Genomic DNA, 25,632 nt, shown 5'->3' with positions numbered 1-25,632 from the left:
AGCCACTCTGAAAACGGCGCCGCAGGCCGAGATTTGAGATTTTTCTGGGGGATCGCCGCTCGGTGGAGCGGCGGTGTTTGTAAGCGATTACAATAGGATTTGTTCGATCTGTACGAGCTCTTCTTCACTGAAGTGGCGATTGGCCAGCATGCCCACCGCGTCTTCTATCTGCGCATTCTTGCTGGCGCCGATCAGCACCGAGGTGATGCGATCGCCGCGCAGCACCCAGGCCAGCGCCATTTGCGACAGCTTCTGCCCGCGTTGCCGCGCCAGCGCATCGAGGCGGCGCACCTTGTCCAGCCGTTCGGCGGTCAGTTGCTCCGGCTGCAGGAAGCGGCTGCCGCTGGCGGCGCGGGAATCTTGCGGGATGCCGTGCAGGTAGCGGTCGGTCAGCAGGCCGCCCGCCAGCGGCGAGAAGGCGATCGATCCGACGCCATGCTCCGCCAATGTGCCCAGCAATCCCGCCTCCGGCGTGCGTTCCAACATAGAATACTTCGGCTGGTGGATCACGCACGGCGTGCCCAGCCGTTGCAGAATGTCGAATGCCTGCCGCGCGCGTTCGGCCGGGTAGTTAGACAGGCCGACATACAGCGCTTTGCCCTGGCGCACCAGCAGATCCAGCGCCGCCATGGTTTCTTCCAGCGGCGTGTCCGGATCCGGCCGGTGGTGATAAAAGATATCCACATACTCCAACCCCATGCGCTTCAGACTCTGATCGAGGCTGGCGACCAGGTACTTTTTCGAGCCCCAATCGCCGTAGGGGCCGGGCCACATGGTGTAACCGGCTTTGGACGAGACGATCAGCTCATCGCGCCAGGCCCGCAGATCGCCGTTGAGAATACGGCCAAAGTTTTCCTCGGCGGCACCGGGCGGCGGGCCGTAGTTGTTGGCCAGATCGAAATGGGTAATGCCGCGATCGAAGGCGCAGCGGATCAGGCCGCGGGCGTTGTCGTACAGCGTGGCGTCGCCGAAGTTGTGCCACAGCCCGAGCGAGACGGCGGGCAACTTCAGCCCGCTGCGGCCGCAGCGCCGGTATTCCATATCTTGATAACGCGTAGGGGAGGCTTGGTAGGACATGGTTATCCTTGTCGGCGGGAGGTGAAGTGCTTTGAGTGTATACGCTTTCACACCGCGCTGCCGGGGGAGCGATCACAGCGCCGGCATGTAACGCCAGGTTGCCGATCGAGGCAGGAGCGTTTGTTCGAAATTTGAACGGTATCTTCGATACTTAAGATAATCGCTCCAGCTGCAGACAGGTGATGATCATGACTCAGACCTATACGGTGGCCGATTATCTGCTCGATCGTCTGGCCCAAATTGGCATCCGTCATTTCTTCGGCGTGCCGGGGGATTACAACCTGCAATTCCTCGATCACGTTCTCGCTCATCCGCAAATCACCTGGGTAGGCTGCGCCAACGAGCTGAACGCCGCCTATGCCGCCGACGGCTACGCTCGCTGCAAACCGGCGGCGGCGCTGCTCACCACCTTTGGTGTGGGGGAGCTGAGCGCGTTGAATGGGGTGGCCGGCAGTTACGCCGAATACCTGCCGGTGATCCACGTGGTCGGCACGCCGGCGCAGCGCGCCCAGCGCGCCGGTGATTTGCTGCACCATTCGCTGGGGGATGGCGACTTTACCCACTTCGCCCGGATAGCCAAAGAGGTGACCGTCGCACAGGCCGACCTGACCGCCGACAACGCCGCCGTGGAGATAGACCGCCTGATCGGCGTCGCCTTGCTGGAGCATCGCCCGGTTTACCTGATGTTGCCCAGCGACGTCGCACAAGCGCCGCTGTCGGCCAAACCGGCGCCGCTGATGCTGCGTCAGGCCAAACTGTCGCGCAGCGCATTGCAGGCATTTATCGCCGCAGCGCGCGAAAAGCTGCTGCCGGCGCGGCGGGTATCGCTGCTGGCGGACTTCCTGGCCGATCGCTTCGGTGCCGAAGCGGCGCTGGACGAGTGGCTGCAGGCGGTCGACATTCCGCACGCTACGCTGCTGCTTGGCAAAGGCGTGCTGGATGAGAACCGAGCCGGGTTTGTCGGGACCTACTGCGGCGGCGCCAGCGATCCGGCGGTGAAACAGCTTATCGAAAACGCCGATGTGGTGATCAACGTCGGCGTGCGTTTGACCGACACCATTACCGCCGGTTTCACGCATCATTTGCCGGTGGAAAAATGCATCGACATTCAACCGTTCGAAGCCTGGGTCGGGCGGCAGCGCTTTAGCCGCATTCCGATGCGCGAGGCGGTGCAGGCGCTGCACCGCCTGAGCCTGTCGCTGGCGTCACGCTGGCCGTTGCCGCCGATCGTCCGCCCGACGCTGCCGGAAACCGATGGGGAAGGGCTGGATCAGCACGCCTTCTGGCGGCAGATACAGGATTTCCTGCGGCCCGGGGATATCGTGCTGGCCGATCAGGGCACCGCCTGTTTCGGCGCGGCGGCGTTGACGTTGCCGCGTGGCTGCCGCCTGATCGTGCAGGCGCTATGGGGATCGATCGGCTATACCCTGCCGGCGACGTTCGGCGTACAGACCGCCGAACCGCAGCGGCGGGCAATATTGCTGATCGGCGACGGCGCCGCGCAGCTGACCGTACAGGAACTGGGATCGATGCTGCGCGACGGGCTTAAGCCGGTGATCTTCGTGCTGAATAATCAGGGTTACACGATCGAGCGCGCGATCCACGGACCGGAGCAACGTTATAACGACATCGCGCGCTGGAACTGGACGCAGCTGCCGCCGGCGCTGGCCGGCGAGCGGCCGGTGAAGACGTTGCGGGTCAGCGATCCGGACGGACTGCGCCAGGCGCTACGCGAGGTAGCGGACGACGATCGGCTGGCCTTCATCGAAGTGATGCTGCCGAAGATGGACATGCCGGAACTGCTCGATACCGTCTCGCGCGCCATTCAGGCACGCAACGCCGCCGCTTAAGGCTGGGTATCGCCCAGCAGGCGATCCAGCATCCAGAACCCCGCCGGGCCCGGCGGGGTCAGTTTGGACCAGACCGCATCCACCGAAATCAGTTTTGGCCAGCCGCGCGGCCGCAGCTGGGTGAGTTTGCCGTGGCCGTATTGCTGCACCAGCCAGTGCGGCAGCACCGCCCAACCGAACCCCTGTTCCGCCATCTCCAGCAACAGCAGATAGCTGGGCGCCGACCAGACCAGGCCACCCTGTCTGGCCGCTTCGGCGCCGGTGTAGGTATTCAGGATCAGCTGGCGGATGCTGGACAGCTGCTCCGGCGTTGGCGCGGCGACCTGGGCCAGCGGGTGCTGATGGGCGACGAACAGCCCCATTCCGGTCTGCTCAGGCAGCCGGGAGAAGGCGATATCCGGCGGATAACTTTTTTGCACTTCCACCATGCCCAAATGCGCGCGGCCGCTTTGCAGCAGATCGATAACGTCGCCTTCCTCGGCGATCATCCATTCCAGCTCAATCTCCGGGTAGCGCTGTTCGAACAGCTGCATCAACCGATCGTGATGTTTGGGCTGGTAGGTATCGGAAAACACCATGCTCAGGCGCGGTTCAACCTCGCCCGCCAGCTGAATGCTCAGGGCATCGAGCCGTTCGCTGGCCGCGAGGATCGCCTGCACATGCCCCAGTACCTTGCGGCCGGCGGCGGTGAGCACCGGTTGGCGCGCGCTGCGATCGAACAGCGTCAGCGCCAGGTCGGCCTCCAGATTGGCGATGGCGGTGCTGACGGTGGATTGGCTTTTGCGCAGCTTGCGCGCGGCGGCGGAAAACGAGCCGAGGGCGGCGGCTTCGACAAACGCATGCAGCGCTTCCGGAGAATAGTGCATAACCTATCTACTTTATCGATGGAACCTATTTTTAACCTACCCGAAAAAACGATGATAATCACCTGGCTTTCGCAACAACTGTTGAAAAAAGGTGATGTATGCAACTGCAAAACAAGTCTCTCATTGAACGTATCGTCCACGCCGTCGGTTTCGAGGCCATCGCCGTGATGGTTTGCGCCCCGCTGGGTGCGTGGCTGCTGAACCGCTCAATGGTGCAGGTCGGTGCGTTGGCGGTGATGCTCTCCACCGTCGCGATGCTGTGGAACATGGTTTACAACACGGTGTTCGACCGCCTGTGGCCGGTCGGCCGGGTGGTGCGTAACCTGAAAGTGCGTGCGCTGCACGCCGTCGGCTTTGAAGCCGGTTTTATCCTGATCGGCGTGCCGATCGCCGCCTGGATGCTGAGCATCTCCTGGGCACAGGCGTTTATGCTGGAAATCGGTTTCTTCCTGTTCTTCCTGCCGTACACCATGGCCTATAACTGGCTGTACGACACGCTGCGCCAGCGCTGGTTCGAAGCGCGCCAGCCGATCAATTCCGGCGCCAAATAAGGCGTCGTCAGCCCGGCGATTCTCAGGTAAGGTCAGAGGATCGTCGGAAATGCTGAGGAACGAATGATGAAAGTGTTGGGCTTGCTGGGTGGTATGAGCTGGGAATCCACCATTCCTTATTACCGCACCATCAACGAGCAGGTAAAGGCGCGCCTCGGCGGGCTGCACTCGGCCAAAATCGTGCTCTACAGCGTCGATTTTCAGGAGGTTGAACGCTTGCAGCACCAGGGCGATTGGGGCGGCGCCGGCCGGCTGCTGGCCGCCGCCGCAGTGGCTTTGCGCGCCGCCGGCGCCGAAGCTATCGTGATCTGCACCAACACCATGCACAAGGTGGCGGAGGCGGTCGAGCAGGCCAGCGGCCTGCCGCTGATTCACATCGCCGATGCCACGGCGCTGCAGGTGCGGGAAAAAAACATTCGCCGCGTCGGGCTGCTGGGCACGCGCTTTACCATGGAGCAGACCTTCTATCGCGGCCGCCTGCAGGAATTGCACGGCATCGACGTGGTGACGCCGGTCAGCGCCGATCGCGACATCGTACACCGCATCATCTATGACGAACTGTGCCTGGGTAAAATTCGCGATGCCTCGCGCGACGAGTATCGCCGGATCATCAGCGATTTGGAGCAGCAGGGCGCGCAGGGGATTATTTTCGGCTGCACCGAAATAGGCTTGCTGGTGAGCGAGCGGGATGCGTCGGTGCCGGTGTTCGACACCGCCGCGATCCACGCCCGCGCCGCCGCGGCGTTCGCGTTGGCCTAATCGTCGTGCGGCGGCTGCCGGCGATTCACCAGCATCAGCGGTTTGCCCGCCAGCGCCAGCCAGGCGGGCAGCATCACGATGCACAAGACCGGCAGCAGTTGCAGATCCGGCACCACCGCTACCGCCATGAACAGGCTGAGCCAGCCGTCGCGCGTGACCACCAGCACCAGCCCCATGATGGCGCAGGAGACGGTGATCGCCGCCGGCACTGCGGGAACGTGCTGGTGCAGCATCAGCCCCAGCGCCACGCCGACGAACACCGCCGGGAAGATACGCCCGCCGCGAAAGCCGCTGGCGGCGGCGATCACCAGCGCCGCCAGCTTGGTCAGGGTAATGGTCAACAGCGCCGGCACCGAATAGCTGCCGTCTGCCGCGAGGCGCTTCATTTCATCCAGCCCTTTAAACAGGGTAATCTCTCCGCCCACCAGCGCCAGCAGGCCCAGCACAAAGCCCCCCAGCCCTAACATCAACACCGGGTTCTTCATCGAATGGAACAGGCGGTGAACGTGCGGGAAGCACCACAGGGCCACCATGCCGAGCGCGATGGCGATCAGCGCCACGATGGCGCCGCTGAAGATGTCCGACAGCCGCGTTACATTGTAGGCGTCGAGCTGCAGGGCGAAATTGGGCACGAAGAACATCTGGGTGGTGACCGCGCCGGCGGCGGCGGCAACCAGCGGGGCGAACAGCCTATCCCACAGCGGCGTTTCGTTATTGCCCGCCAGGGTTTGCGAGAAGATCAGCGCGGCGGCGACCGGCGTGCCGAACATCGCGCCGATGGTGCCCGCAGCCGCCAGGATGATCCAGTCCATGCGCGGCACCTTCGGCAGCAGGCGCGCACCGGCGGCCGCTACCAGCGCGATATTGATGGCGGTGATCGGGTTCTCCGGCCCCAGGCTGACGCCGCCGGCCAGGCCGACGATCAGCGCCAACCCCAGTCCCGGCAGGGCGGAGAGCGGCAGGGGCATGCCGATCAGCGATTCCGTCGCCGGGTCCGGCCCGGCGTGGCCCGGCATATAGCGCACGATAAGGCCGACCGCCACGCCGGTCAGCGTCAGCATCGCGACCGGCCACCAGGGCGACTGGGCGCCCAGGCTCAGCGCATCGGGCAGCGTCACCCACAGTAATTGCTGCAGTGCGGCGGCAATTTTCATCACCAACAGCAGCACCAGACTGGAAGCGGAACCGATAATCAGCGCAGGCAAAGCAAAGGCCAACATGGCATTGGCGCGCGGATGCAGCATGGATAATCCCTTGTCGATGCCTCCCGGCAGGGCAGGGAGAGCGGGTGGTTGAGCAGTGGCCACAGCTTGCCAGACTATCGGCGCGCAGGCACGCATTGATATTGCCCGGCGTCGATGACGGTTAACAGTCGCCGGGGGGCGTTTTTTGCCGCAATTTGTTTCAAAACGCGGCGCCGCAGGCCAGCTGAAACGTTTTTTGTGATCCGGATCGCTATTGGGGTGCAGATCCGAGGCGGGTGATTGTTGTTTTTGCAGCAGGATTTTACAGTGTGGGCAGCTTTTTATTTTTCATTTTGCGGAGACGAAATCAATGACCTATGCCCTCGTAGGTGATGTTGGCGGCACCAATGCCCGCCTGGCGTTGTGCACTGTTGCGACGGGTGAGATTACCCAGGCGAAAACCTATTCCGGCCTGGAGTTCGACAGCCTGGAGGCGGTGATCCGCCAATACCTGAAAGCGTGCGATATCGAGGTGCAGGACGCCTGTATCGCGATCGCCTGCCCGGTGACCGAAGACTGGGTGGCGATGACCAACCACAGCTGGGCGTTCTCGATCAAAGAAATGAAGGCCAGCCTGGGGCTGAGCCATCTGGAAGTGATCAACGATTTCACCGCCGTCTCGATGGCGATCCCGATGCTCTCGTCGGACGACGTGCTGCAGTTTGGCGGCGGCGATGCGCAGCCGGGCAAACCGATTGCGGTGTATGGCGCCGGTACCGGGCTGGGCGTTGCTCACCTGGTGCACGTCGATCGCCGTTGGGTCAGCCTGCCGGGCGAGGGCGGCCATGTCGATTTCGCGCCGAACAGCGAAGAAGAGGACATCATTCTGGAGGTGCTGCGCGCGGAAGTGGGGCACGTTTCCGCCGAGCGTGTGCTGTCCGGGCCGGGCCTGGTCAATCTGTATCGCGCCATCGTCAAGGCGGACAACCGCCTGCCGGAGAAATGGGAGCCGAAGGACATCACCGAGCGGGCGCTGGCAGACAGCTGCATCGACTGCCGCCGCGCGCTGTCGCTGTTTTGCGTGATCATGGGGCGCTTCGGTGGCAACCTGGCGCTGAATCTGGGCACCTTCGGCGGCGTGTACATCGCCGGTGGCATCGTGCCGCGCTTTATGGAATTCTTCAAGGCCTCGGGCTTCCGCGCCGCTTTCGAAGACAAGGGGCGCTTCCGCGACTATGTGCGCGAAATCCCGGTGTTCATGATAACGCACGGCCAGCCGGGCCTGCTGGGTGCCGGTGCGCATCTGCGCCAGACGCTGGGCATGCACCTGTAAGCTCAGAATTGGGGCATAAAAAAGGGGCGCAACCCACAGGTTGCGCCCCTTGTCGTTTTCGCGGGGTATCAGGCTTTGGCCAGCTCCGCCGTTTGGGTGGTTTCTGCCGTTTCCGCTTCCACTGCCTTCGGCGCTTTGATGAACAGCGTAATCAGCAGAGAAGCGGCGGACAGAACGCCAATCACCATGAAGGTGGCGTGGAAACCGCCGAAGTATTTGGCGACGAACGAACCGGCCAGCGCGCCCAGGCCGAAGCCCTGGTAGATGATGCCGTAGTTTTTGCTGTGGTTCTTCAGGCCGAAGAAGTCGCCGACAATCGCCGGGAACACGGTGATGTTGCCGCCGAAGCAGAAGGCTACCGCGCCGACGCAGATGAAGAACAGCGTGTGGTTCAGGGTCATGAAGCTCAGCGCGACAATCGCCAGCACGGTAACCAGCATGGTGAAGCTGATGACGCGCATACGGCCTACTTTATCGGACAGCGTACCCAGGATGATGCGGCCGGCGGTGTTGAAGATGGCGACGGCGGACACGGTGTTGGCGGCGGTGGCCAAATCCATCCCGGCCAGTTGAACGCCCATGTCTTTCACGATGCCGATAAGGTACAGACCGCTCATGCAGGCAGCGAAGAAGATGGTGAACAGCAGGTAGGCTTCTTTGGTGGCCAGCATCTGGCGCACGCTGAAGTCGTTGCCCAGACCGTTGGCGCCTTGCTGCGCGGCGTTGGTCGCCAGCACCGGCTCTTTCAGCAGCAGGGAACCGACGACGATCAGGCCCATCACGATGGCGCCCCAGTAGAAGAAGGCACCGGAAACGCCGACGTCGGCGATCAGGGCGGCGTTGACGTATTTGAACAGCAGGCTGCCGCTGCCGAAGGCGCCGACGGAGATGCCGGAAATCAGGCCTTTGTTGGCCGGGAACCACTTAATCAGGTTGGACAGGGTGGAGATATAGGCGATACCGACCGCAAAGCCCACCACCACGCCGGCCAGCAGGTAGATCATGTCGAGCGAGCTGACGTGGGCGCTGGCGATCAGGCCCAGGCCGACCAGGATGCCGGAACACAGCGTCAGGTTGCGGATGCCGAAGCGCTCTTGCAGCTTGCCGGCGAACAGCGTGGCGAAGGCCAGGAAGAAGCTGGTGATGGAGAAGGTGGTGGCGACGTCCGCCAGTCCCCAGTGGAACTTGTCGACCAGCGGCTGGTTGAACAGGCTCCAGGTGTAGATGGTGCCCAGGCCCATCTGACAGATGATGGTGCCGAGAACGATTAAGCTGCGATTTGCCGGTTTGGTGTTCATGGCCGGTCTCCTTCCTGTGTGTGCGTTGCCGGGCGTGAGCCGCTGGCTGAAATTTGCGGGGTGAAGCTTTGTTCCCGCGGTATGGGCTTATTATATGGCCGCCCCCCCCGGCGGGCGGCGGATCGGGAATGAGTTGCACGGCGGAAGGAATGAAATGCATGTTATGCGGCGTGAGCTGCCGTTTTTGCACCGAAAAGCGCGTGAAATGCCGTGGGTGGCACGTGATCTACATCAAAGATATCAACGATTTATTGTTAACTGCCGGTGAATGATTGTGGTGAAATTGTGAAGGATGCGTCTGAAAGGCGTAAATCGGCATTGCGCCTATAGAGCGGCGATGAGCGCGGGACTATGTTATCTGCGATCGGACGAGGTCCGCTCTGCAGGAGTCCATGAAATGAAAAAAACGCTGTTGTTACTGGCCGCGCTGCTGGCGCTGCCGCTGGCGAGCCAGGCCGACGTGTCCATCGGCGTGAACGTGCCGGGCCTGTCGTTGCATATCGGCGATCGCGACAATCGCGGCCACTACTGGGACGGCTATCGCTGGCGCGATCCGCGCTGGTGGGCCGATCACCACCGGTATGAACGCCCGCGCGGGTACTATTATGGCCCGCCGCCACGGGTGATTTACTACGGGCCGCCGCCGCGCGACTGGCGCGACCGGCCGCATTACCGCATGCCGCCACCGCCCGGCTATTACTACCGTCCCGGCCCGCGCTGGTAAGCGCTTACAGGCGCATCAGCTGGCGAAACTCTTTCACCTTGCTGCGGCTGACCGGCACTTCAAACTCAAGATCGCTCAGCCGCAGAATGTAGGTATTGTTGAACCAGGGCACGATCTCGCGGATCTTCGACAGGTTAACGCAGTAAGAGCGGTGGCAGCGGAAAAAATGTTCTTCCGGCAGCCGGCCATAAAACTCGGTGATGTTCATCGGCATCACGAACTCTTCCCGGCGGGTGTAGACCCGCGTCACCTTTTCATCGGCGGCGGCGTAGTAGATGTCGTTGATGTCGGTAACGATGATCCGCTCGTCTTTGATCAGGTTGATGCTGTGGCTGCCGCGGCTCGGTGCGCTGGTCGGTTCCGCCGCGCCGGCGGGGCGCTGATGCAGCGCCTCCAGCTTTTGCAGCATGGTGACGATGCGTGCCTCGTGATAGGGCTTGAGGATGTAGTCGAACGCCTCGATCTCGAACGCTTCCACCGCGTGCTCTTTATAGGCGGTGATGAACACGATCGAAGGGCGATGCGCGAACTTGCTGATGTTTTGCGCCAGCAGCACGCCGTCCAGCGACGGGATGTTGATGTCGAGGAAAATGGCGTCAACCTGATGGGTTTGCAGGTATTTCAGGACGTCGAGGCCGTCCTCGAAGCTGGCGACGATATCGATATTGCTGTGTTTCTTGATCAGGTAGCTGAGTTCTTCCTGCGCGAGGAATTCGTCTTCCACGATAATGGCTTTCATGAGGCCTCCCCGACCGGCGGCGTGCTCGCTTCCTGATGCAGCTTGCCGCCGTTTTTGCTGATGTAGAACGCGATTTCGGTGCCTGGCTCCAGGCGGTGGATATGCAGCCCTTCACCGTACAGCAGCGACACGCGGTGGTGCACGTTGAGCAGGCCGATATTGTGGCCCGGCATCTCGTTGCGCGCTACCCGATCGATGGTTTCCTGATTGATGCCGTGGCCGGTATCCTTCACCGAAATCTTCACCCGATCGCCCTGATCTTTCACCGCGATCACCACCACCCCTTTCCCCTTGCAGGGCTGGATGCCGTGCACGATGGCGTTCTCCACCAGCGGCTGGATCAGCAGGCTCGGAATGCGCACCGAGACGTCGTCGTCGATGTCGTAAATCACCGTCAGCTTGGCGCCGAAGCGCGCCTGTTCGATGGCGATATAGTCCTGAATCTGATGCAGCTCCTTGCGGATATCGATCAGTTCGTCGTTCAGCTCCAGGTTGTAGCGCAGGTAGCGCGACAGGTTAATGATCAGTTGGCGCGCGGTGTCCGGATTCAGGCGGATAGAGGAAGAGATGGCGTTCAGCGCGTTGAACAGGAAGTGCGGGTTAATCTTGCTCTGCAGCGCGCGCATTTCGGCTTTATCTGCCATCTGGCGCAGGTGCTCGATGCGGGACACTTCCATCTGCGTGGAGATGATCTGCGACAGCCCGACCGCCATCACCTTCAGCGTGTTGGTGATTTGGTGGGCGTGGCAGTAGTAAATTTTCAGCGCGCCGGTCACTTCGCCTTTTTCCCACAGCGGCACCACCAGCTGCGAATGGATCTGCGGCGCCGCCGGGTTTTCCAGGTTGTTCTTGATGATGATTTTGCCGTGGCGAATGCTTTCGCGGGTGACGCGGCTCAGCCCTTCGCGGCCGATCGGATAGGCTTCGCGCCCTACGCCCACGTAGGCCAGCACCTGATGGGTATCGGTGATCGCCACCGCGTCGGCGCGGATGTCCTGGCGGATGATATCGCAGATGGTGGCCAGCGATTCGCTGTTGATGTTGCGGAAATAGGGCAGCGTCTTGTGGGCGATATCCAGCGCCAGCTTGGCCTGGCGCGCGGCGATCACCTCTTTTTCATCCTCGACGCTTTGCACCAGCAGCACGATCAGGCCGATGCACACCGTGCCGAGGATCATCGGCAGGGCAATCTGCGACACGATGTCCAACCCAAGCTCGGTCGGCTTGGCCCACAGCACGATCAACAGCATGGTGAGGGATTCGCACAGCATGCCGCCGACGATGCCGGCGCGCCAGCGCTGCTCTTTTTTCACCTTGAGGTTGATGTAGCCGGCGCTGATGCCGGCGATGATGCTGGTGATAAGACAAGGCACCGAGGTGATGCCGCCGATGTCGATCAGATAGCGGTGCACCCCGGCGACAATGCCGGTGACGATCCCCACCCAGGGGCCGAACAGGATGCCGCCGGCCATAATGGCGATGACGCGCACGTTAACCAGCGATCCTTCGACGTTGATGCCGGAATAGGTGCTGAACAGCGCGAACAGCGAGAAGATCGCCGTGACGATGCCGAGCTCGAGCGGCGTATGGTCTTCTTTTTGCAGCAGTTGGCGGAACAGCCGGGTGCGGGTCAGGAAAAACAGACAGATCAACATCAGCGCGGCGCGATCAAACACCGCCAACAGCATTTCAAAAAAAGGGTGCACGACGGGTTCTCGCTGCGGCCTACGGATGGCGGCAGTATACCACAGCGAAAGGGGCCCGTGGCGCGCGCCACGGGCGGGGGGATCAGCCCATGCCGAGCTGCGTTTTGCCCAGCGGCGTCAGCAGGTCGGCGGTGGCGCGGCCGTCGAAATCCACCTCGAAGTCGTCGGGGGCGAAGTCCGGCGGCGTTCTGCCGTCGATAAAGCTCGGCAGCTGGCGCTGCAGATAGGCATCGTTTTTCTCGCAGCCCGGCGCGGCGGCGATGTACATCACGTTGCTGTCGAATTCGCCGTTATGCTCGTTCTCCACCGCGTGGATCACATCGCAGTGCCAAAAGACCGTGTCGCCCGGCTCCAGATCGGGAATAGGGGAAATCCCACTTAATAAAAGGGGATGCCACTTTTCCGAGATCGACAGCGCGCGGCCCGGCGCCGCATCGCACAGATCGTCGTCGGCGACGTCGTCCTGCAGCGCGCGCAGCAACACATAGGCCATGGCGTTGGCGATCGGCACCAGGTTCAGCGTGCCGGCGTTGGTGCGCTGCGGCGTCAGCGCCGTCCAGCCCTGGAAGGTACGGAACATCGAGCAGACCGCCGGGGAGGCTATCTCGCGCACCTCGGTGCGGCCGTCGGCGGCGAAGGGATCGTACTGCTGCCAGTCGCCGGAGAAAACGTAGCGATACACATAGCGGAAGTTTTCGTCCAGCCAGCGCTCGATGGTGCCGCTGTCGACGTGCGGCGACAGGCCCAGCGACGAGGAGTTCGGCGGGCGGCGGCGGGTGCGATCGGCGTAAGTGGCGACGCGGGTCGGATCGAAATGCTGTTTGCCGTTGCTCTCGGTGGCCCACAGGCTGTTGAGGAACACCTGCACCGCATGCATGCGCGCATCCTGCCGCGCCTCGACCTGCGGTTTCGACCAATAGATGCCGTAAATCTGCGGTTTGCTGGCGGCCAGCTTGCCGAAATAGTTGTCTTCAGCGGCGTTTTTCAACCGCTCGACGAAGTTGTTGCGCTCAAGGTAGTCGCCGATTTCCCGGTTCCAGCCCTCGGCCTTGGCGCGGGGAAACACGCCGCGAATGGCGCAGGCGCCGCGCTGTTTGATCAGCGCTATCTGCTGCTCGCTGACGCGCTGCTGCAGGATATCTTCCGCGTCGATCTGCGGCACCGGATTGTGGCCGGCGGCCAGCTCGCGGCGGATCTGTTCGACCTGGCTGCGGATGTTCTCTTCCAGCGCCAGAAATACGTCGCGGTAGTTCGGCAATGCCTGGCGCAGCTGGCGTTTGACGTTAACGATCGTCTGCGGAATATCGTCGATGACTAAAGAGGCCATGGTGTTCTCCTCGTGCCGCGTGAGTGACTGCGGCGAGCGGTTGTAGGGAATCGGGCAAGACGTTATGGTTTTGTAGTTTTAACGTGAATGATTATCGGCAACCAATCGGGGAAAATAAAGAGATATATTTCATTCGTAAGTTCCTCTTTTCGTTTTTCGGAGATTTTATGAAGCTGGTCACTGAACGTCTGAGTTTGCAGTCGATAACCGTCGAGGATTGGCCGCTGTTTTTGCGCCTGTACCAAGATCCCGAGGTGATCCGTTACATCTCCGATCCGCGCAGCGAAGCGGAGATCCGCACCCGGTTCGAGGAGCGGCTGCCGGCCTGGGACAAACACGGCGAGCAGTGGCTGTGCCTGGTGATGCGTGAGAAGCACAGCGGAGAGGCGGTGGGCATTACCGGTTTTCGCCCGCAGTGGGTGCCGTATCGGCAGGCGGAAGTGGGATACGGGAGTTTGCCTGCCGGGCAGGGCAAGGGCTATGGCAAGGAGTCGCTGCGGGCGGTGCTGGATTTTGCGGTGAACGCCTGCGGCTTTCACAAGCTGACCGCCACCGTGACCGCGGGCAACCTCGCTTCGCGCGGCCTGCTGGAATCGTGCGGCTTTCAGCTGGAAGGCACGCTGCGCGATAACTTCCGTCTGGCGGGGCAGTGGTGCGACGACTGGCTGTTCGGGCTGCTGGCGGCGGAGTTTCAGGGCGGCAAATAAAAATATCGCGCCGGGTATCGACAAGCTCGTCGGCGCTGCGCTATGTTCGATATTCGGTCAGTTCGCTGGCCTGCGTCGCTCGGACGGTCCGGGCGCTAACGTCTATCGAGGAATCCCCTATGGCTGATAACAGTCCACAGCGCCGTTTCACGCGCATTGAACGCCTTCCCCCTTACGTATTCAACATCACCGCCGAACTGAAGATGGCCGCACGCCGTCGCGGCGAGGATATTATCGATTTCAGCATGGGGAACCCCGACGGCCCGACGCCACCGCACATCGTGGAAAAACTGTGCGCCGTCGCCCAGCGCGACGACACCCACGGTTATTCCACCTCGCGCGGCATTCCGCGCCTACGCCGCGCCATTTCGCGCTGGTATGCCGATCGTTATCAGGTGGATATCGATCCGGAAAGCGAAGCCATCGTCACCATCGGTTCGAAAGAGGGGCTGGCGCATCTGATGCTGGCGACCCTCGATCACGGCGATACCGTGCTGGTGCCGAACCCCAGCTACCCGATCCACATTTACGGCGCGGTGATCGCCGGCGCCCAGGTGCGTTCGGTGCCGCTGGTGGACGGCGTGGATTTCTTCGGTGAGCTGGAGCGCGCCATTCGGGAAACCATTCCGCGTCCGAAAATGATGATCCTCGGCTTCCCGTCCAACCCGACTGCGCAGTGCGTGGAGCTGGATTTCTTCGAGCGGGTGGTGGCGCTGGCCAAGCAGTACAACGTGCTGGTGATCCACGATCTGGCCTATGCCGATATCGTCTATGACGGCTGGAAAGCGCCGTCGATCATGCAGGTGCCGGGGGCGAAAGACATTGCGGTGGAGTTCTTCACCCTGTCGAAAAGCTACAACATGGCCGGCTGGCGCATCGGTTTCATGGTCGGTAATCCTGAACTGGTCAGCGCGCTGGCGCGCATCAAGAGTTATCACGATTACGGCACCTTTACGCCGCTGCAGGTGGCGGCCATCGCCGCGCTGGAAGGCGATCAGCAGTGCGTGCGCGATATCGCCGAGCAGTATCGGCAGCGCCGCAACGTGTTGGTGAAGGGGCTGCACGAGGCCGGCTGGATGGTGGAAAATCCGAAGGCGTCGATGTACGTGTGGGCGAAAATTCCCGAGCCTTATGCCCACCTCGGTTCGTTGGAGTTCGCCAAACGCCTGCTGGCGGAGGCCAAGGTCTGCGTCTCGCCGGGCATCGGCTTCGGCGACTACGGCGATACCCACGTGCGCTTCGCGCTGATCGAGAATCAGGACCGTATCCGCCAGGCGGTGCGCGGCATCAAGGCGATGTTCCGTGCGGACGGGTTGCTGAAGCCGGGCAAGGCCGGCAGCGGCAAATAATCCTGTCAGGCCGGGCGTTCGCCCGGCCTTATTTTTTTCCGTCCCAAGGTTTTCTTCATCATTTCCCCATTATGCTCAACTACGCTGAATTTTATTTTTTGGATAGAGTGTATGAGCAACCGCTACGCGCGATCGCAAATCGTTTTACATTGGCTGACGCTGTTGATGGTGATCCTCACCTATGCGGCGATGTTGTTGAAAGATTCGGTGCCGGAGGCGTGGGCGCCGATGGTCAAAAATCTGCATTTCAACTTTGGGGTATCGGTCTTTGCCCTGATGCTGATTCGGTTGGCGGTGCGTTCTTTCCACGCGGCGCCGCCGACCACGCCACCGCTGGAGGAATGGCAGGAGGTAGGCGCCAAGATTTTCCATTGGCTGCTGTACGTGGTCTTCCTGATGTTGCCGCTGTTGGGCATGTTAACCCTGGCCTACGGCGGGAAATCGTGGTCTTTGCTGGGCTGGCCGATGCCGCAGTGGGTGACGCCGGATCCGGTGATGCGCAAGCTGGTCAAAACGGTTCATGAGACGCTGGCAAACATCGGCTACTTTATCATTGGCGCGCATGCGCTGGCGGCGCTGTATCACCATTATCTGCGCAAGGACGACACCCTGCGTCGCATGATGCCGGGCAAATGATCGCAAGCCGAAACGACAAAGGGACGCTTGCGCGTCCCTTTGGCTGTGTTCTTGGTCAGGCTGCTGTCAGGCAACCATCAACATGAAGGTGCCAACCCAGGCAACCAGCATGAATGACACGCCCATCAAAAAATATTTCACTGAACAACTCCTGTCTGGAGTCCTCGCCAGCAATGATCCCGATTGTTGTGCTGAGTGTTTTATGGGCAACCTGCCTGTCGGGCGGGTTCTTCCAAGCGAAAGAACAACGGCCCCACGTACGGGTTGTCCGGTTGTCGCGCCTCATGCTCCGTGAGGTAAAATCCGAACCGCGACAGGATCGGCGCTAATGTACTCTCAATACTGGTCTGATTTCAATACTGTGTTTTTGATCACAATTTTCGGCTGTTTTTTGCACAGTGAAGACTGTTTTATAACGCTTTTTAAGTCGGGATAGGCCAAATTTCTGACCCACGATAGCCGCAGGTATTCTTTTTCGGTAGATGATTTTTGTGTTTGTGCGAATTTTATACTAATGAACGGTAAAAAGGAGTTTTACCTATGCCGCTACATGGAGAGTTTATCGTTAATGATGCTCAGTTCTCCCCTTTACTCATATACGGTGTTGGCACTTTTCTGGCTTACTCGGGCAATGGAATATATCGTAACCAAGCCGGTTGCGTGGCTGTTCCTGACAATGGCCCAATCCCTCAGGGCCGTTATCACATCGTCAACAGGCTAACGGGCGGCTGGAAAGGAATGTTGAGAACCGATCTTCATGATTTCTATTCGTGGCCGACATCGACACCGGTTATCAAATATGAGTGGTTTGCCCTCTATCGTGAAGATGGCAAAATTGACGACTATACATGGATCAATGGGGTAAAACGGGGAAATTACCGTTTGCATCCATCAGGCCCTTTAGGTATTTCTTTGGGCTGTATTACATTGCAGCATCGGACTGACTTTTTAGCTATTCGTCAGGCATTAGTCTCTACCCGGCCAGTCAGGTTAGTTAACGGCCTGATGTCTTATGGAACGATTGAGGTCATTCTTAATGGAAAGCAGACGTGTCCCAATAGGGATTAAACTTCTGATAGGGGCTGGCATTTATATACTGACATTTTTGCTTGCGAGGCCTTCAGACCCCTCGACTCAGGGGGAGCGTGCATTTTGGATAAAAGCAGCAAACTTGTTCGGTGAACGCGATATTGAGGGGTTTGTAGGTATAGCGCTACTTATCGGCTGCTTGGTTATTACGTTTATAGTCAGCCCGGTAATCATTCGTGTTATTGAAAGAAGGCTTAGGGTTAATTGATAATTGATTGATATTAAATCATATTTTTATATTAGGTCTTTAGGCCTGCACGGGGTTTTGTTTCATCGCCCATGGCTGATATCACTCAGTCATGGGCGACGTTAAGCGTTAGGTATTGCAATGCGGTAGCAGGCGCTCAAGCGACGGCGTTGATGCCGGTCACCAAAATGGCCCAAAAAACGAGACAAGACAGCAGAATAACGGCCCAAATATGACGGCGACTCCACTCCATTTTTAGCCTTCGTTGTTGCGACAAGTGATTAGGTAACGATCATATCGGCGCACAATGGGGAAAATTTAGCCCCATCGGATAATATTTCGCTTACCTGCCGCTAACTTATTGGCAAACTTCGCTTATTGTCACGCGCACTTCGTAGCCCAGCAGATACAGCGCCTGCTCCAACGCCTCAACCTTCGAGGCGTAGCCGAGATCCAGCAACCGCTCCATTTGCCCGCCGTTGAATCCCAGCTTGCGTGCCAGCTCCGCTTTGCCGGTGTTTTTGCGCAGCATGGCGTTGTGCAGTTCGATCTTCAGCGCCACCAGCGCCGGCAGGTGTATCCTCAAGTCATCGGTTTGCAGCGGGGAAGGAGCAGGCAGGGGCAGCCCTTCGTCCATCGCGGCGGTAATGGCGGCCAGCAGGCTTTCCTGCGCTTCCAGCTCGACGTCTTCGCGTTTATAGCAGGCCGATTGCCACTCGGGGAAGTCGTGGAAACCGATCTGCCAGGCGTCGCTGTCGCTATCGAAGGTGTAATGGGCGGGGTAGTGGCTGTACATGGCAATCCCTGATTGAAGCCTGAATGAGGCGCTATTGTGACGGCATGCCCGGGAGATAGCCAGCATGAACGTAGCCGTGGGGGAATTTAAATTGAAAGCAATAATTATTAGCAGGCAAATTTAATTGTATTGTTAGCAATATTCTCATTATTTTTTGCGGGAAGAAAGATTATTTAATTAGGTGCTTGGATTAATATCCCCATTAATGATTGATAATGAGAATTGAAATCAAATATCACGTCGGTTTTTATACAATTTCACACGAAAGGGTGAAGATAAGAATATTGATCATGACAAAATCTCATGTTTATGATTTTTATGGTTTTAATTTTTATTATTTCACTTTTTAACAATTGTGAAATTCCATTTTCATTCAGATATCACCTGGCTGCGGTATTCATCGGCAGATTTATAAAATACTCTTTTTAGGCAAAGGCGCATTCGATTCTATTTAAGCGTGCGCCAGACAGAAATATTCATTACTCCATGCTTATTACCCGACGGCCTTAGCCGATTTTTCGGGTGCCTGCTCGCATTTCCACTTTGCCAGGACAGCAGCTCACGGATTAAAGGAATACCTCGTGCCTAAAGTTAACTCGCGTTCATTACGCTTTACCGAACGCCACGCCACCAAATATGCGGCGTCATTGCTGTTTATCGGTTTATCCCTGCCGGCCGCCGCGCTGGCGGATGAACGCTATGACGCGCTGATCCGTCAGGCCAGGTCGGGTGATACCGCGCCGGTGCTGGCGTATTTATCACAGCGGCGCGCTCAGGAGGGGTTGAGCCTGCAGCAGCGAGCCGATTATATCCAGGTGGCCGGCTGGGCCGGCCACGATGAAGAGGTGGTCGCGCTTTGGCGTGCCGACGGCGCTGCGCTGCAGCGGGATAGCGCCAGTCTGGCGACGGTGGCCCGCGCCTATCGCAACCTGAAGCAGTGGCAACCATCGCTGCGCCTGTGGCGTGCGGCGTTGCAGCTCGCTCCCGCCGACGGCGGTCTGCAGCGCGGCTATGTGATGACGCTGGCGGATGCCGGGCAGGATGTGCAGGCGCAAACGGAAGCGGCAAAAGCGGAGAAGCTGCTGGAGCCGGCGACGTGGTATCTGACGCGCGCCTATGTGGACCAGGCCGCCGGCCGCAGCTGGGCGGCGCTGGAAAACGCCACTCATGCTCGTGCGCTGGCGCCGTCCGACACCGGAATTCAGGCTTATTACGTGACGCAGCTGGCGGCGAATCGGGTCGCGGATCCGGCGCTGCGTGAAAGCCAGGGGCTGGCATTGCCGCCCGCTCAGCAGCGGCGCCTGCAGGCGGATGAAGCCGCCGAACTGGTGCGGCTGTCGTTTATCGATGCTCGCGGCGAACAGGAACGTTTCGTCATCGCCGACCGCGCGCTGGCGCGCTATGACCAACTGCTGACGCAGTGGCGGCCGCTGCCGGAGGCGCAGGACAGCTGCCAACAGGCGCGTATCGATCGCCTGGGTGCGCTGCTGGCGCGTTATCGAATGGCCGACGTGGTGAGCGAGTATCAAACCCTGCAGGCGGAAGGGCGTACGGTGCCGGATTATGCCCAGCGCTGGGCGGCGTCCGCCTACCTCTATCTGCAGCAGCCGGACAAGGCGCAGGCCATTTTCGGCCGCCTGAACGCCGCCGCACCGCAGGCGGTGACCGCCGAAGACGAAACCGATCTGTTTTACGCGCAGGCGGAGAACGAACGCATCGATCAGGCGGCGTTGCTGGCACAGCGCGTCAGCCAGCGCTATCCCTACGCGACCCGCCTTTACCAGCTGCCGACGCTGGCCTACAACGATGACTGGCTGGTCGGCCAATCGCTGCTGGCGCAGTCGCGGGTTTATCAACGCGATCTGGCCGAGGCCGAACGGCAGCTGACCCATCTGGCGCGAACGGCGCCGGGCAATCAGGGTCTGCGCATCTCCTTGGCCAGCGTTTATTTGGCGCGCGGCTGGCCGCGTCGCGCCGAGGATGAGCTGAAGCAGGTGGAAGGGTTGGAGCCGCGCAGCCTGCCGTTGGAGATCCAGCAGGGCTATGTCGCGCAGGAGTTGCAGGAGTGGCGCCAGCTGGATTTGCTGGCCGACGATGTCATCCAGCGCGCGCCGGAAAGCGTCGCCGCTCAGCAGCTCGAGCGTTCGCGCCGCATTCACCACATGTCTGAATTGCGCATCAGCGGCAATCAGGGCATCGATTCCGACGGGCCGGTCAGCGGCAGCCACGATTTTGGCATTCACGCTGCGCTCTATTCGCCGCCGATCGACGACAACTGGCGGCTGTTCACCGGCTGGGGATTCAACACCGGCCAGTTCGACGAGGGCAAAGGCATCAACCGCGATCTCAGCGCCGGCGCCGAGTGGCGCTCGCGCGATCTGTGGCTGGAGGCCGAGGTGGCCAATCGCAACTACGGCCATGGCAATGAGCTCGGCCTGCGCCTCTCATCCTGGTATGACCTGAATGATCAATGGCGCCTCGGCGGTTCGGTGGCGCGCCTGTCGGCCGAGACGCCGCTGCGTGCGTTGACCAACGGCATCAGCGCCAACGGCGGCAACCTGTGGCTGCGTTGGCTGCAGAACGAAAGCCGCGAGCTGCGCGCCAGCGTGGCGCCTTCGCACTTCTCGGACGGCAACAACCGGCTGGAATACGGCCTGGAAGGGCGGCAACGGCTGCTCGCCGGCGCCCGCTATCGGCTGGACATGAACCTGACGCTGTCCGGCAGCCGCAACAGCCAGGAGAACGTGCCGTATTACAACCCGAAGCGCGACTTCACGCTGCTGCCGTCGTTAACGCTCGATCACACCCTGTATCGCCATTATCAGACCGAGTGGAGTCAGCAGTTCCAGGCCGGTGCCGGCAGCTATTGGCAGCGGGACTATGCGCGCAAGCCGATCACCCAGCTGGGTTACGGCCAGCGCATCAGCTGGAGCGGGGTGTTGGACGCCGGCGCGATGCTGCAGTTTGAGAAGCATCCGTACGACGGCAAACGCGAGCGGAACATCGGCGTGACGTTTGATCTGAATTATCGTTTTTAAAGGAATAATCATGCTTATTCGATCCTCGTTTTTCGTGTTGGCCGTGTTGCTGACCACCGCCTGCAGCCAGGCGGACGTGCCGCGCTTCACGCCGCCGGCGGAGCGCCCCGTGGGGCCGATGGAACGTCCTTGGCCGGCCAACCGTTACGCGGTGCTGGCGTATCATGACGTGGAAGACGGCGCGGCGGACCAGCGCTACATGTCGGTGCGCACCAGCGCGCTCAACGAACAGTTCGCCTGGCTGAAGCAAAACGGCTACCAGCCGGTGTCGGTCGAGCAGATCCTGCAGGCGCAAAACGGCGGCCCGGCGTTGCCGAACAAGGCGGTGCTGCTGACCTTCGACGACGGCTACCGCAGCTTCTACAGCCGGGTCTTTCCGCTGCTGAAGGCCTACAACTGGCCGGCGGTGCTGGCGCCGGTTGGCGTCTGGCTGGATGCGCCGGCCGGCAAGCCGGTCGATTTCGGCGGCCTGATGACGCCGCGCGATCGCTTCCTCACCTGGCAGCAGGTGCGGGAAGTGTCGGACTCCGGGCTGGTGGAGATCGGCGCGCACACCTACGCGTCGCATTACGGCGGCATCGCCAACCCGCAGGGCAATACCGAACCGGCGGTCGCCAATCGGCTGTATGACGCCAAACGGGGCCGCTACGAAAGCGAGGCGGAATATCGCCAACGCATCGAGAAGGACGTGGCGTTGATCACTCAGCGCATCACCGCCGCCACCGGTAAGGCGCCGCGCGTGTGGGTCTGGCCGTACGGCGCGGCCGGCGGCGTGGCGCTGGACATCGCGCGCAAGCACGGTTACCGCATGGCGCTGACGCTGGAGAACGGGCTGGGAGACGTCAACGCGCCTGCAAACGTGCCGCGCATGCTGGTGGCCGGCAACCCGTCGCTGACGAGCTTCGCCCAGCAGCTGACGCAGATACAGAACCGGCAGATCATGCGGGTGGCGCACGTCGATCTCGACTACCTCTACGATCCCGATCCGCAGCAGCAGGCCAAAAATCTCGACAAGCTGATCCAGCGCATCTACGACCTGCGCATCAATACCGTTTTCCTGCAGGCGTTCGCCGATCCAAAAGGCGACGGCAACGTGCGCGAGCTCTATTTCCCCAACCGCTGGCTGCCGATGAAGGCTGACCTGTTCAACCGGGTCTCCTGGCAGCTCTCTTCGCGCACCGGCGTGGCCGTGTATGCCTGGATGCCGGTGCTGGCGTTCGAGCTGGGATCTGACGTGCCGCGCGTGCAGCGCCTCGATCCGCAAAGCGGGCAGCTGTCGGTAGACGACAAGCAGTACCGCCGCCTGTCGCCGTTCAACCCGGTGGCGCGCCAGCGCATCGGTGAGATCTACGAGGATCTGGCGGCGCACGCCACCTTTAAAGGGATCCTGTTCCACGACGATGCCCTGCTGTCGGACTTCGAAGATGCCGGCCCCGACGCCGTTGCGGCCTACCGCCAGGCCGGCTTCGCCGATTCGGTGGCGGCGATACGCCAGGATCCGCAGCAGATGGCGCGCTGGACGCGCTTCAAGAGCCGGGCGCTGATCGCGTTTACCCAGTCGCTGACCGAGCGGGTGCGGGCGATCCGCGGCCCGCAGGTGCAAACCGCGCGCAACATCTATGCGATGCCGGTGCTCGATCCCGCCAGCGAAGCCTGGTTCGGCCAGAACCTGGCGGATTTCCTGCAGGCCTACGACTGGGTGGCGCCGATGGCGATGCCGCTGATGGAAAACGTGTCGCGCGCCGACAGCGGCCGCTGGCTGGATCAACTGGTGGGCAAAGTGGCCGCTTACCCCGGCGCGCTCGATAAAACGGTGTTTGAGTTGCAGGCCGTCGACTGGCGCAAGGAGCGCCGGATCAGCCTGGATGACGGTCAACTGCTGGCCGAATGGATGCGTCGCCTGCAGCGCAATGGCGCTCAGAGCTTTGGTTATTACCCCGACAACTTCCTCGACGATCGGCCTAAGCTGGATGCCGTTCGCCCGGTGTTGTCCTCAGCCTGGTTCCCACTGCCATGACCGATCGTTTAATTGCCTTATTTATCCTGTGCCTGGTGTTGAGCGTGCCTTTCGGCATCGTCCTGCTGTTTACCGGCGAAGTGCTGCTCAACTTCGTGTTTTTCTGGCCGCTGTTCATGTCCGGTATCTGGATCGCCGGTGGTATCTATTTCTGGCTGCACCGCGAGCGCCATTGGCGCTGGAGCCCGGACATGCCCGCGCCGGTGCTGCCGGGCAATCCGTCGATCAGCGTGCTGATCCCCTGTTTCAACGAAGGGTTGAACGCGCGTGAAACCATTTCGGCGGCGATGGCGCAGCGCTATGAAAATATCGAAGTGATCGCCATCAACGACGGCTCCAGCGATGACACCGCCGAGGTGCTGGATCAGTTGACGCTGGAGTTCCCCCGCCTGCGGGTGATCCATCTGGCGCAAAATCAGGGCAAAGCGATCGCGCTGCAGGCGGGTGCGGCGGCGGCGCGCAGCGAGTTTCTGGTGTGCATCGACGGCGATGCGCTGCTGGATCGCGATGCGGCGGCCTATTTGGTGGCGCCGCTGTTGGCCAATCCGCACGTCGGCGCGGTGACCGGCAACCCGCGCATCCGCACGCGCTCCACGCTGATCGGCCGCATCCAGGTCGGTGAGTTTTCGTCGATCATCGGCCTTATCAAGCGCACGCAGCGCGTCTATGGCCGCCTGTTCACCATCTCCGGCGTGGTGGCCGCGTTTCGTAAGCAAGCGCTTACCGATGTCGGCTACTGGAGCCAGGACATGATCACCGAAGACATCGACATCAGCTGGAAGCTGCAGCTCAAGCACTGGGCTATCTTCTTCGAACCGCGGGCGCTGTGCTGGATCCTGATGCCGGAGACCCTGCGCGGGCTGTGGAAGCAGCGCCTGCGCTGGGCGCAGGGCGGCGCCGAGGTGTTTTTAAAGAATCTGCGCAACCTGTGGGCCTGGGAGCACCGGCATATGTGGCTGCTGTTCGCCGAGTATTGCCTCTCTACGTTGTGGGCGTTCACTTACCTGGTCAGCGTGCTGATTTTCCTGGTCGGGCTGGCGGTGCCGCTGCCGGAGGGCATCCGCATTCACTCGTTGCTGACGCCGGCGTTTACCGGCCTGGTGCTGGGTGTGGTGTGCCTGCTGCAGTTCACCGTCAGCCTGCTGCTGGAGAAGCGCTATGAGAAGGGCTTCGGCCGCTCGCTGTTCTGGATCATCTGGTATCCGTTGGTGTATTGGCTGCTCAGCCTGCTGACCACGCTGGTGGCGTTTTCCAAAGTGATGTTGAAAGCTCGGCGCGGGCGTGCGCGCTGGATCAGCCCCGATCGGGGCATTGGGAGGATCAAAGAATGACGGACGTCCTGATTTATTCCGAACGCGGCCTGCTGCCGCGCGTGGTAGACAGCCTGCTGACGCTTTTCGCCTGGTGCGGCTTCCTTTATCTGTTCAGCCGCGGCCTGATATCGGTGATGGATCAGCACGGGGTGGGTTCTGCCCTGTCGCTGCTGGAGGTGATCTCGCTGTATATCATTGTGGCGTTGTTCAATGCCGTCACGTTGATCGCCTGGGCCAAATACAACCAGTATTTCTCCCGCCGCAGGGCGGCCGGCCGCTGGCGGAAACAGCAACAGAACACCCACATCGGCTATATCACGCCGGAGCTGACCCGGCAGCTGCGGCGTTTGCCGATCGCCGTGGTGTCCCATAACAGCGGCGGCGGCATCAGCCAGGTCAGCGGCAGGTTGACGGCGGCCGAACCGGCAGCGAACAAGGTGGTGCAGCTGCGTTAGTCGTCAGCGTTGCCGTCCGGCTTGCGGCGCAGCCCGCCCGGCGGCAACAGCAGGGCGCAGATCATGACGGCCAGGCTGAACAGCGGCAGCCAGCGCGCCACCGGGCCGGGGGAGTAGTTGTTGAGCACCGAGCAAACATAGCACGCCACGGCCAGCGCCCAACCCGGCAGGCCGATATCGTTGAGCCGAAACGCGGTTTTGGCCATAAACCACGTCACCAGGCCGAAACAGAACAGCGCCCAAACCATAATGCACAGCAGGTACAGCAATACCGAGACGAATTCCTCGGTATCACCGTGCGCATGGGCGCGAAAATGGTTTTTATCCAGGTAGGTCGACAGAAACGACAGCAACACGATGCCAACGGCGAAGATCGCCAGCGAGAAAACAAAGGGTTTGCGCGAGATGCGCCCACGGTAAAGATCTTTGGCGAGTTGTCCGAGAGATTCCATTACAGTCCATTGTCGTGATCATTGCGGCGATAGCCGGATGGCAAGCAGCCGGGCATTTTATCGGGGTAAAAGGGGGCGTCAAGGTGATAATTTTTCTCATTTAGTCGCGGTTGAGATTCCGCGCGGCCGCACCGGGCGTCCTTTCACCGTGCAAAACGTCACAATTTGGCACGTTTGGC

Annotated in this window: 23 protein-coding genes; 13 read left to right on the top strand and 10 right to left on the bottom strand. The window is 60.8% G+C overall.

Features of this window, described 5'->3' with window-relative positions; translation table 11 throughout:
- Window positions 1-87: 87 nt before the first annotated feature.
- A complete protein-coding gene (gene mgrA / locus C3F38_RS20555) occupies window positions 88-1,077 on the bottom strand; it encodes an L-glyceraldehyde 3-phosphate reductase (RefSeq protein WP_038876581.1) in 990 nt (329 codons plus the stop codon).
- Window positions 1,078-1,265: 188 nt separating this feature from the next.
- Between mgrA and C3F38_RS20550 the strand changes: the two genes are divergently transcribed.
- A complete protein-coding gene (locus C3F38_RS20550; protein WP_055317369.1) occupies window positions 1,266-2,927 on the top strand; it encodes an alpha-keto acid decarboxylase family protein in 1,662 nt (553 codons plus the stop codon).
- On the opposite strand, the gene C3F38_RS20545 is transcribed toward C3F38_RS20550, so the two are convergent.
- Complete coding sequence (locus C3F38_RS20545) at window positions 2,924-3,793, bottom strand: LysR family transcriptional regulator (protein WP_038876579.1); 870 nt, start codon at window positions 3,791-3,793, stop codon at window positions 2,924-2,926. The genes C3F38_RS20550 and C3F38_RS20545 overlap by 4 nt on opposite strands.
- A gap of 98 nt (window positions 3,794-3,891) precedes the next feature.
- Between C3F38_RS20545 and C3F38_RS20540 the strand changes: the two genes are divergently transcribed.
- Both C3F38_RS20540 and C3F38_RS20535 read left to right on the top strand, forming a co-directional pair.
- The gene (locus C3F38_RS20540; protein WP_038876577.1) at window positions 3,892-4,344 is read left to right on the top strand and encodes a multidrug/biocide efflux PACE transporter; all 453 of its coding nucleotides are present in this window, start codon (window positions 3,892-3,894) and stop codon (window positions 4,342-4,344) included.
- A 66-nt stretch (window positions 4,345-4,410) separates the two neighbouring features.
- Window positions 4,411-5,103 (top strand): aspartate/glutamate racemase family protein, encoded by a 693-nt coding sequence (locus tag C3F38_RS20535; protein WP_055317362.1) that lies wholly within the window; start codon window positions 4,411-4,413, stop codon window positions 5,101-5,103.
- On the opposite strand, the gene C3F38_RS20530 is transcribed toward C3F38_RS20535, so the two are convergent.
- A complete protein-coding gene (locus C3F38_RS20530) occupies window positions 5,100-6,347 on the bottom strand; it encodes an ion channel protein (protein WP_055317363.1) in 1,248 nt (415 codons plus the stop codon). The two genes, C3F38_RS20535 and C3F38_RS20530, sit on opposite strands and share 4 nt — an antisense overlap.
- 310 nt (window positions 6,348-6,657) lie before the next feature.
- Here C3F38_RS20530 and glk point away from each other — a divergent pair, with 310 nt between their 5' ends.
- Entirely contained in the window at window positions 6,658-7,620 is a 963-nt protein-coding gene (glk, locus tag C3F38_RS20525) for a glucokinase (RefSeq protein WP_038876571.1), read from the top strand.
- Window positions 7,621-7,688: 68 nt separating this feature from the next.
- On the opposite strand, the gene C3F38_RS20520 is transcribed toward glk, so the two are convergent.
- Window positions 7,689-8,918: an OFA family MFS transporter gene (locus tag C3F38_RS20520; protein WP_033635420.1), complete on the bottom strand. Its 1,230-nt coding sequence runs from the start codon at window positions 8,916-8,918 to the stop codon at window positions 7,689-7,691.
- Window positions 8,919-9,315: 397 nt separating this feature from the next.
- Here C3F38_RS20520 and C3F38_RS20515 point away from each other — a divergent pair, with 397 nt between their 5' ends.
- On the top strand, window positions 9,316-9,642 hold the full coding sequence (locus C3F38_RS20515; protein ID WP_048234501.1) for a DUF2502 domain-containing protein: 327 nt from the start codon (window positions 9,316-9,318) through the stop codon (window positions 9,640-9,642).
- 4 nt (window positions 9,643-9,646) lie between these two features.
- Here the strand turns inward: C3F38_RS20515 and C3F38_RS20510 are convergent, their stop codons facing one another.
- The 3 genes from C3F38_RS20510 to C3F38_RS20500 all read right to left on the bottom strand — a co-directional run bounded on the left by C3F38_RS20510 (window position 9,647) and on the right by C3F38_RS20500 (window position 13,414).
- Window positions 9,647-10,381, bottom strand: a complete 735-nt coding sequence (locus C3F38_RS20510) for a LytTR family DNA-binding domain-containing protein (RefSeq protein WP_038876567.1) — start codon at window positions 10,379-10,381, stop codon at window positions 9,647-9,649.
- Window positions 10,378-12,069, bottom strand: a complete 1,692-nt coding sequence (locus C3F38_RS20505) for a sensor histidine kinase (RefSeq protein WP_048234500.1) — start codon at window positions 12,067-12,069, stop codon at window positions 10,378-10,380. The genes C3F38_RS20510 and C3F38_RS20505 overlap by 4 nt, the downstream gene beginning before the upstream one ends.
- A gap of 100 nt (window positions 12,070-12,169) precedes the next feature.
- Entirely contained in the window at window positions 12,170-13,414 is a 1,245-nt protein-coding gene (locus tag C3F38_RS20500; protein WP_055317364.1) for a DUF1479 domain-containing protein, read from the bottom strand.
- Between the two features lie 167 nt (window positions 13,415-13,581).
- On the opposite strand from C3F38_RS20500, the gene C3F38_RS20495 reads away from it, so the two are divergent.
- The 3 genes from C3F38_RS20495 (at window position 13,582) to C3F38_RS20485 (ending at window position 16,106) form a co-directional block, all read left to right on the top strand.
- Window positions 13,582-14,121, top strand: coding sequence for a GNAT family N-acetyltransferase (locus tag C3F38_RS20495; RefSeq protein ID WP_038876560.1), 540 nt, complete (start codon window positions 13,582-13,584; stop codon window positions 14,119-14,121).
- A gap of 119 nt (window positions 14,122-14,240) precedes the next feature.
- Window positions 14,241-15,470 (top strand): alanine transaminase, encoded by a 1,230-nt coding sequence (alaC, locus tag C3F38_RS20490; protein ID WP_047730153.1) that lies wholly within the window; start codon window positions 14,241-14,243, stop codon window positions 15,468-15,470.
- 111 nt (window positions 15,471-15,581) lie between these two features.
- The gene (locus C3F38_RS20485) at window positions 15,582-16,106 is read left to right on the top strand and encodes a cytochrome b (protein WP_055317365.1); all 525 of its coding nucleotides are present in this window, start codon (window positions 15,582-15,584) and stop codon (window positions 16,104-16,106) included.
- Window positions 16,107-16,172: 66 nt separating this feature from the next.
- On the opposite strand, the gene ypdK is transcribed toward C3F38_RS20485, so the two are convergent.
- Entirely contained in the window at window positions 16,173-16,247 is a 75-nt protein-coding gene (ypdK, locus tag C3F38_RS20480) for a membrane protein YpdK (RefSeq protein ID WP_099782600.1), read from the bottom strand.
- 399 nt (window positions 16,248-16,646) lie between these two features.
- On the opposite strand from ypdK, the gene C3F38_RS20475 reads away from it, so the two are divergent.
- A complete protein-coding gene (locus C3F38_RS20475; RefSeq protein ID WP_071934047.1) occupies window positions 16,647-17,174 on the top strand; it encodes a DUF2778 domain-containing protein in 528 nt (175 codons plus the stop codon).
- Window positions 17,175-17,740: 566 nt separating this feature from the next.
- On the opposite strand, the gene C3F38_RS20465 is transcribed toward C3F38_RS20475, so the two are convergent.
- Complete coding sequence (locus C3F38_RS20465) at window positions 17,741-18,178, bottom strand: antitoxin HicB (RefSeq protein WP_047730155.1); 438 nt, start codon at window positions 18,176-18,178, stop codon at window positions 17,741-17,743.
- Between the two features lie 581 nt (window positions 18,179-18,759).
- Here C3F38_RS20465 and pgaA point away from each other — a divergent pair.
- Genes pgaA through pgaD form a run of 4 tightly spaced genes read left to right on the top strand, consistent with a single transcriptional unit; the run spans window position 18,760 to window position 25,001 of the window.
- On the top strand, window positions 18,760-21,216 hold the full coding sequence (gene pgaA, locus C3F38_RS20460) for a poly-beta-1,6 N-acetyl-D-glucosamine export porin PgaA (protein ID WP_071934048.1): 2,457 nt from the start codon (window positions 18,760-18,762) through the stop codon (window positions 21,214-21,216).
- A 10-nt stretch (window positions 21,217-21,226) separates the two neighbouring features.
- The gene (pgaB, locus tag C3F38_RS20455) at window positions 21,227-23,233 is read left to right on the top strand and encodes a poly-beta-1,6-N-acetyl-D-glucosamine N-deacetylase PgaB (RefSeq protein WP_047730156.1); all 2,007 of its coding nucleotides are present in this window, start codon (window positions 21,227-21,229) and stop codon (window positions 23,231-23,233) included.
- Window positions 23,230-24,564, top strand: coding sequence for a poly-beta-1,6-N-acetyl-D-glucosamine synthase (gene pgaC / locus C3F38_RS20450; RefSeq protein ID WP_038876552.1), 1,335 nt, complete (start codon window positions 23,230-23,232; stop codon window positions 24,562-24,564). Before pgaB ends, pgaC begins: the two co-directional genes overlap by 4 nt.
- Complete coding sequence (pgaD, locus tag C3F38_RS20445; RefSeq protein ID WP_038876551.1) at window positions 24,561-25,001, top strand: poly-beta-1,6-N-acetyl-D-glucosamine biosynthesis protein PgaD; 441 nt, start codon at window positions 24,561-24,563, stop codon at window positions 24,999-25,001. Before pgaC ends, pgaD begins: the two co-directional genes overlap by 4 nt.
- On the opposite strand, the gene C3F38_RS20440 is transcribed toward pgaD, so the two are convergent.
- Window positions 24,998-25,453: a DUF805 domain-containing protein gene (locus C3F38_RS20440; protein ID WP_038876550.1), complete on the bottom strand. Its 456-nt coding sequence runs from the start codon at window positions 25,451-25,453 to the stop codon at window positions 24,998-25,000. The genes pgaD and C3F38_RS20440 overlap by 4 nt on opposite strands.
- Between the last annotated feature and the right edge of the window lie 179 nt (window positions 25,454-25,632).

It is taken from the genome of Serratia sp. SSNIH1 (assembly GCF_002935055.1).
Classification (GTDB): domain Bacteria; phylum Pseudomonadota; class Gammaproteobacteria; order Enterobacterales; family Enterobacteriaceae; genus Serratia; species Serratia nevei.
This window is presented reverse-complemented; position numbering and strand designations above follow the sequence as displayed.

What these genes read in the sequence shown, in the direction of transcription:
- C3F38_RS20505 (WP_048234500.1), bottom strand. Translation starts at nt 12,069, where the DNA reads ATGCTGTTGGCGGTGTTTGATCGCGCCGCGCTGATGTTGATCTGTCTG.
- C3F38_RS20495 (WP_038876560.1), top strand. Translation starts at nt 13,582, where the DNA reads ATGAAGCTGGTCACTGAACGTCTGAGTTTGCAGTCGATAACCGTCGAG.
- mgrA (WP_038876581.1), bottom strand. Translation starts at nt 1,077, where the DNA reads ATGTCCTACCAAGCCTCCCCTACGCGTTATCAAGATATGGAATACCGG.
- C3F38_RS20520 (WP_033635420.1), bottom strand. Translation starts at nt 8,918, where the DNA reads ATGAACACCAAACCGGCAAATCGCAGCTTAATCGTTCTCGGCACCATC.
- C3F38_RS20515 (WP_048234501.1), top strand. Translation starts at nt 9,316, where the DNA reads ATGAAAAAAACGCTGTTGTTACTGGCCGCGCTGCTGGCGCTGCCGCTG.
- C3F38_RS20530 (WP_055317363.1), bottom strand. Translation starts at nt 6,347, where the DNA reads ATGCTGCATCCGCGCGCCAATGCCATGTTGGCCTTTGCTTTGCCTGCG.
- C3F38_RS20510 (WP_038876567.1), bottom strand. Translation starts at nt 10,381, where the DNA reads ATGAAAGCCATTATCGTGGAAGACGAATTCCTCGCGCAGGAAGAACTC.
- C3F38_RS20540 (WP_038876577.1), top strand. Translation starts at nt 3,892, where the DNA reads ATGCAACTGCAAAACAAGTCTCTCATTGAACGTATCGTCCACGCCGTC.
- C3F38_RS20550 (WP_055317369.1), top strand. Translation starts at nt 1,266, where the DNA reads ATGACTCAGACCTATACGGTGGCCGATTATCTGCTCGATCGTCTGGCC.
- alaC (WP_047730153.1), top strand. Translation starts at nt 14,241, where the DNA reads ATGGCTGATAACAGTCCACAGCGCCGTTTCACGCGCATTGAACGCCTT.
- pgaD (WP_038876551.1), top strand. Translation starts at nt 24,561, where the DNA reads ATGACGGACGTCCTGATTTATTCCGAACGCGGCCTGCTGCCGCGCGTG.
- glk (WP_038876571.1), top strand. Translation starts at nt 6,658, where the DNA reads ATGACCTATGCCCTCGTAGGTGATGTTGGCGGCACCAATGCCCGCCTG.
- C3F38_RS20485 (WP_055317365.1), top strand. Translation starts at nt 15,582, where the DNA reads ATGAGCAACCGCTACGCGCGATCGCAAATCGTTTTACATTGGCTGACG.
- C3F38_RS20545 (WP_038876579.1), bottom strand. Translation starts at nt 3,793, where the DNA reads ATGCACTATTCTCCGGAAGCGCTGCATGCGTTTGTCGAAGCCGCCGCC.
- pgaC (WP_038876552.1), top strand. Translation starts at nt 23,230, where the DNA reads ATGACCGATCGTTTAATTGCCTTATTTATCCTGTGCCTGGTGTTGAGC.
- C3F38_RS20475 (WP_071934047.1), top strand. Translation starts at nt 16,647, where the DNA reads ATGCCGCTACATGGAGAGTTTATCGTTAATGATGCTCAGTTCTCCCCT.
- C3F38_RS20440 (WP_038876550.1), bottom strand. Translation starts at nt 25,453, where the DNA reads ATGGAATCTCTCGGACAACTCGCCAAAGATCTTTACCGTGGGCGCATC.
- pgaB (WP_047730156.1), top strand. Translation starts at nt 21,227, where the DNA reads ATGCTTATTCGATCCTCGTTTTTCGTGTTGGCCGTGTTGCTGACCACC.
- C3F38_RS20465 (WP_047730155.1), bottom strand. Translation starts at nt 18,178, where the DNA reads ATGTACAGCCACTACCCCGCCCATTACACCTTCGATAGCGACAGCGAC.
- C3F38_RS20500 (WP_055317364.1), bottom strand. Translation starts at nt 13,414, where the DNA reads ATGGCCTCTTTAGTCATCGACGATATTCCGCAGACGATCGTTAACGTC.
- C3F38_RS20535 (WP_055317362.1), top strand. Translation starts at nt 4,411, where the DNA reads ATGAAAGTGTTGGGCTTGCTGGGTGGTATGAGCTGGGAATCCACCATT.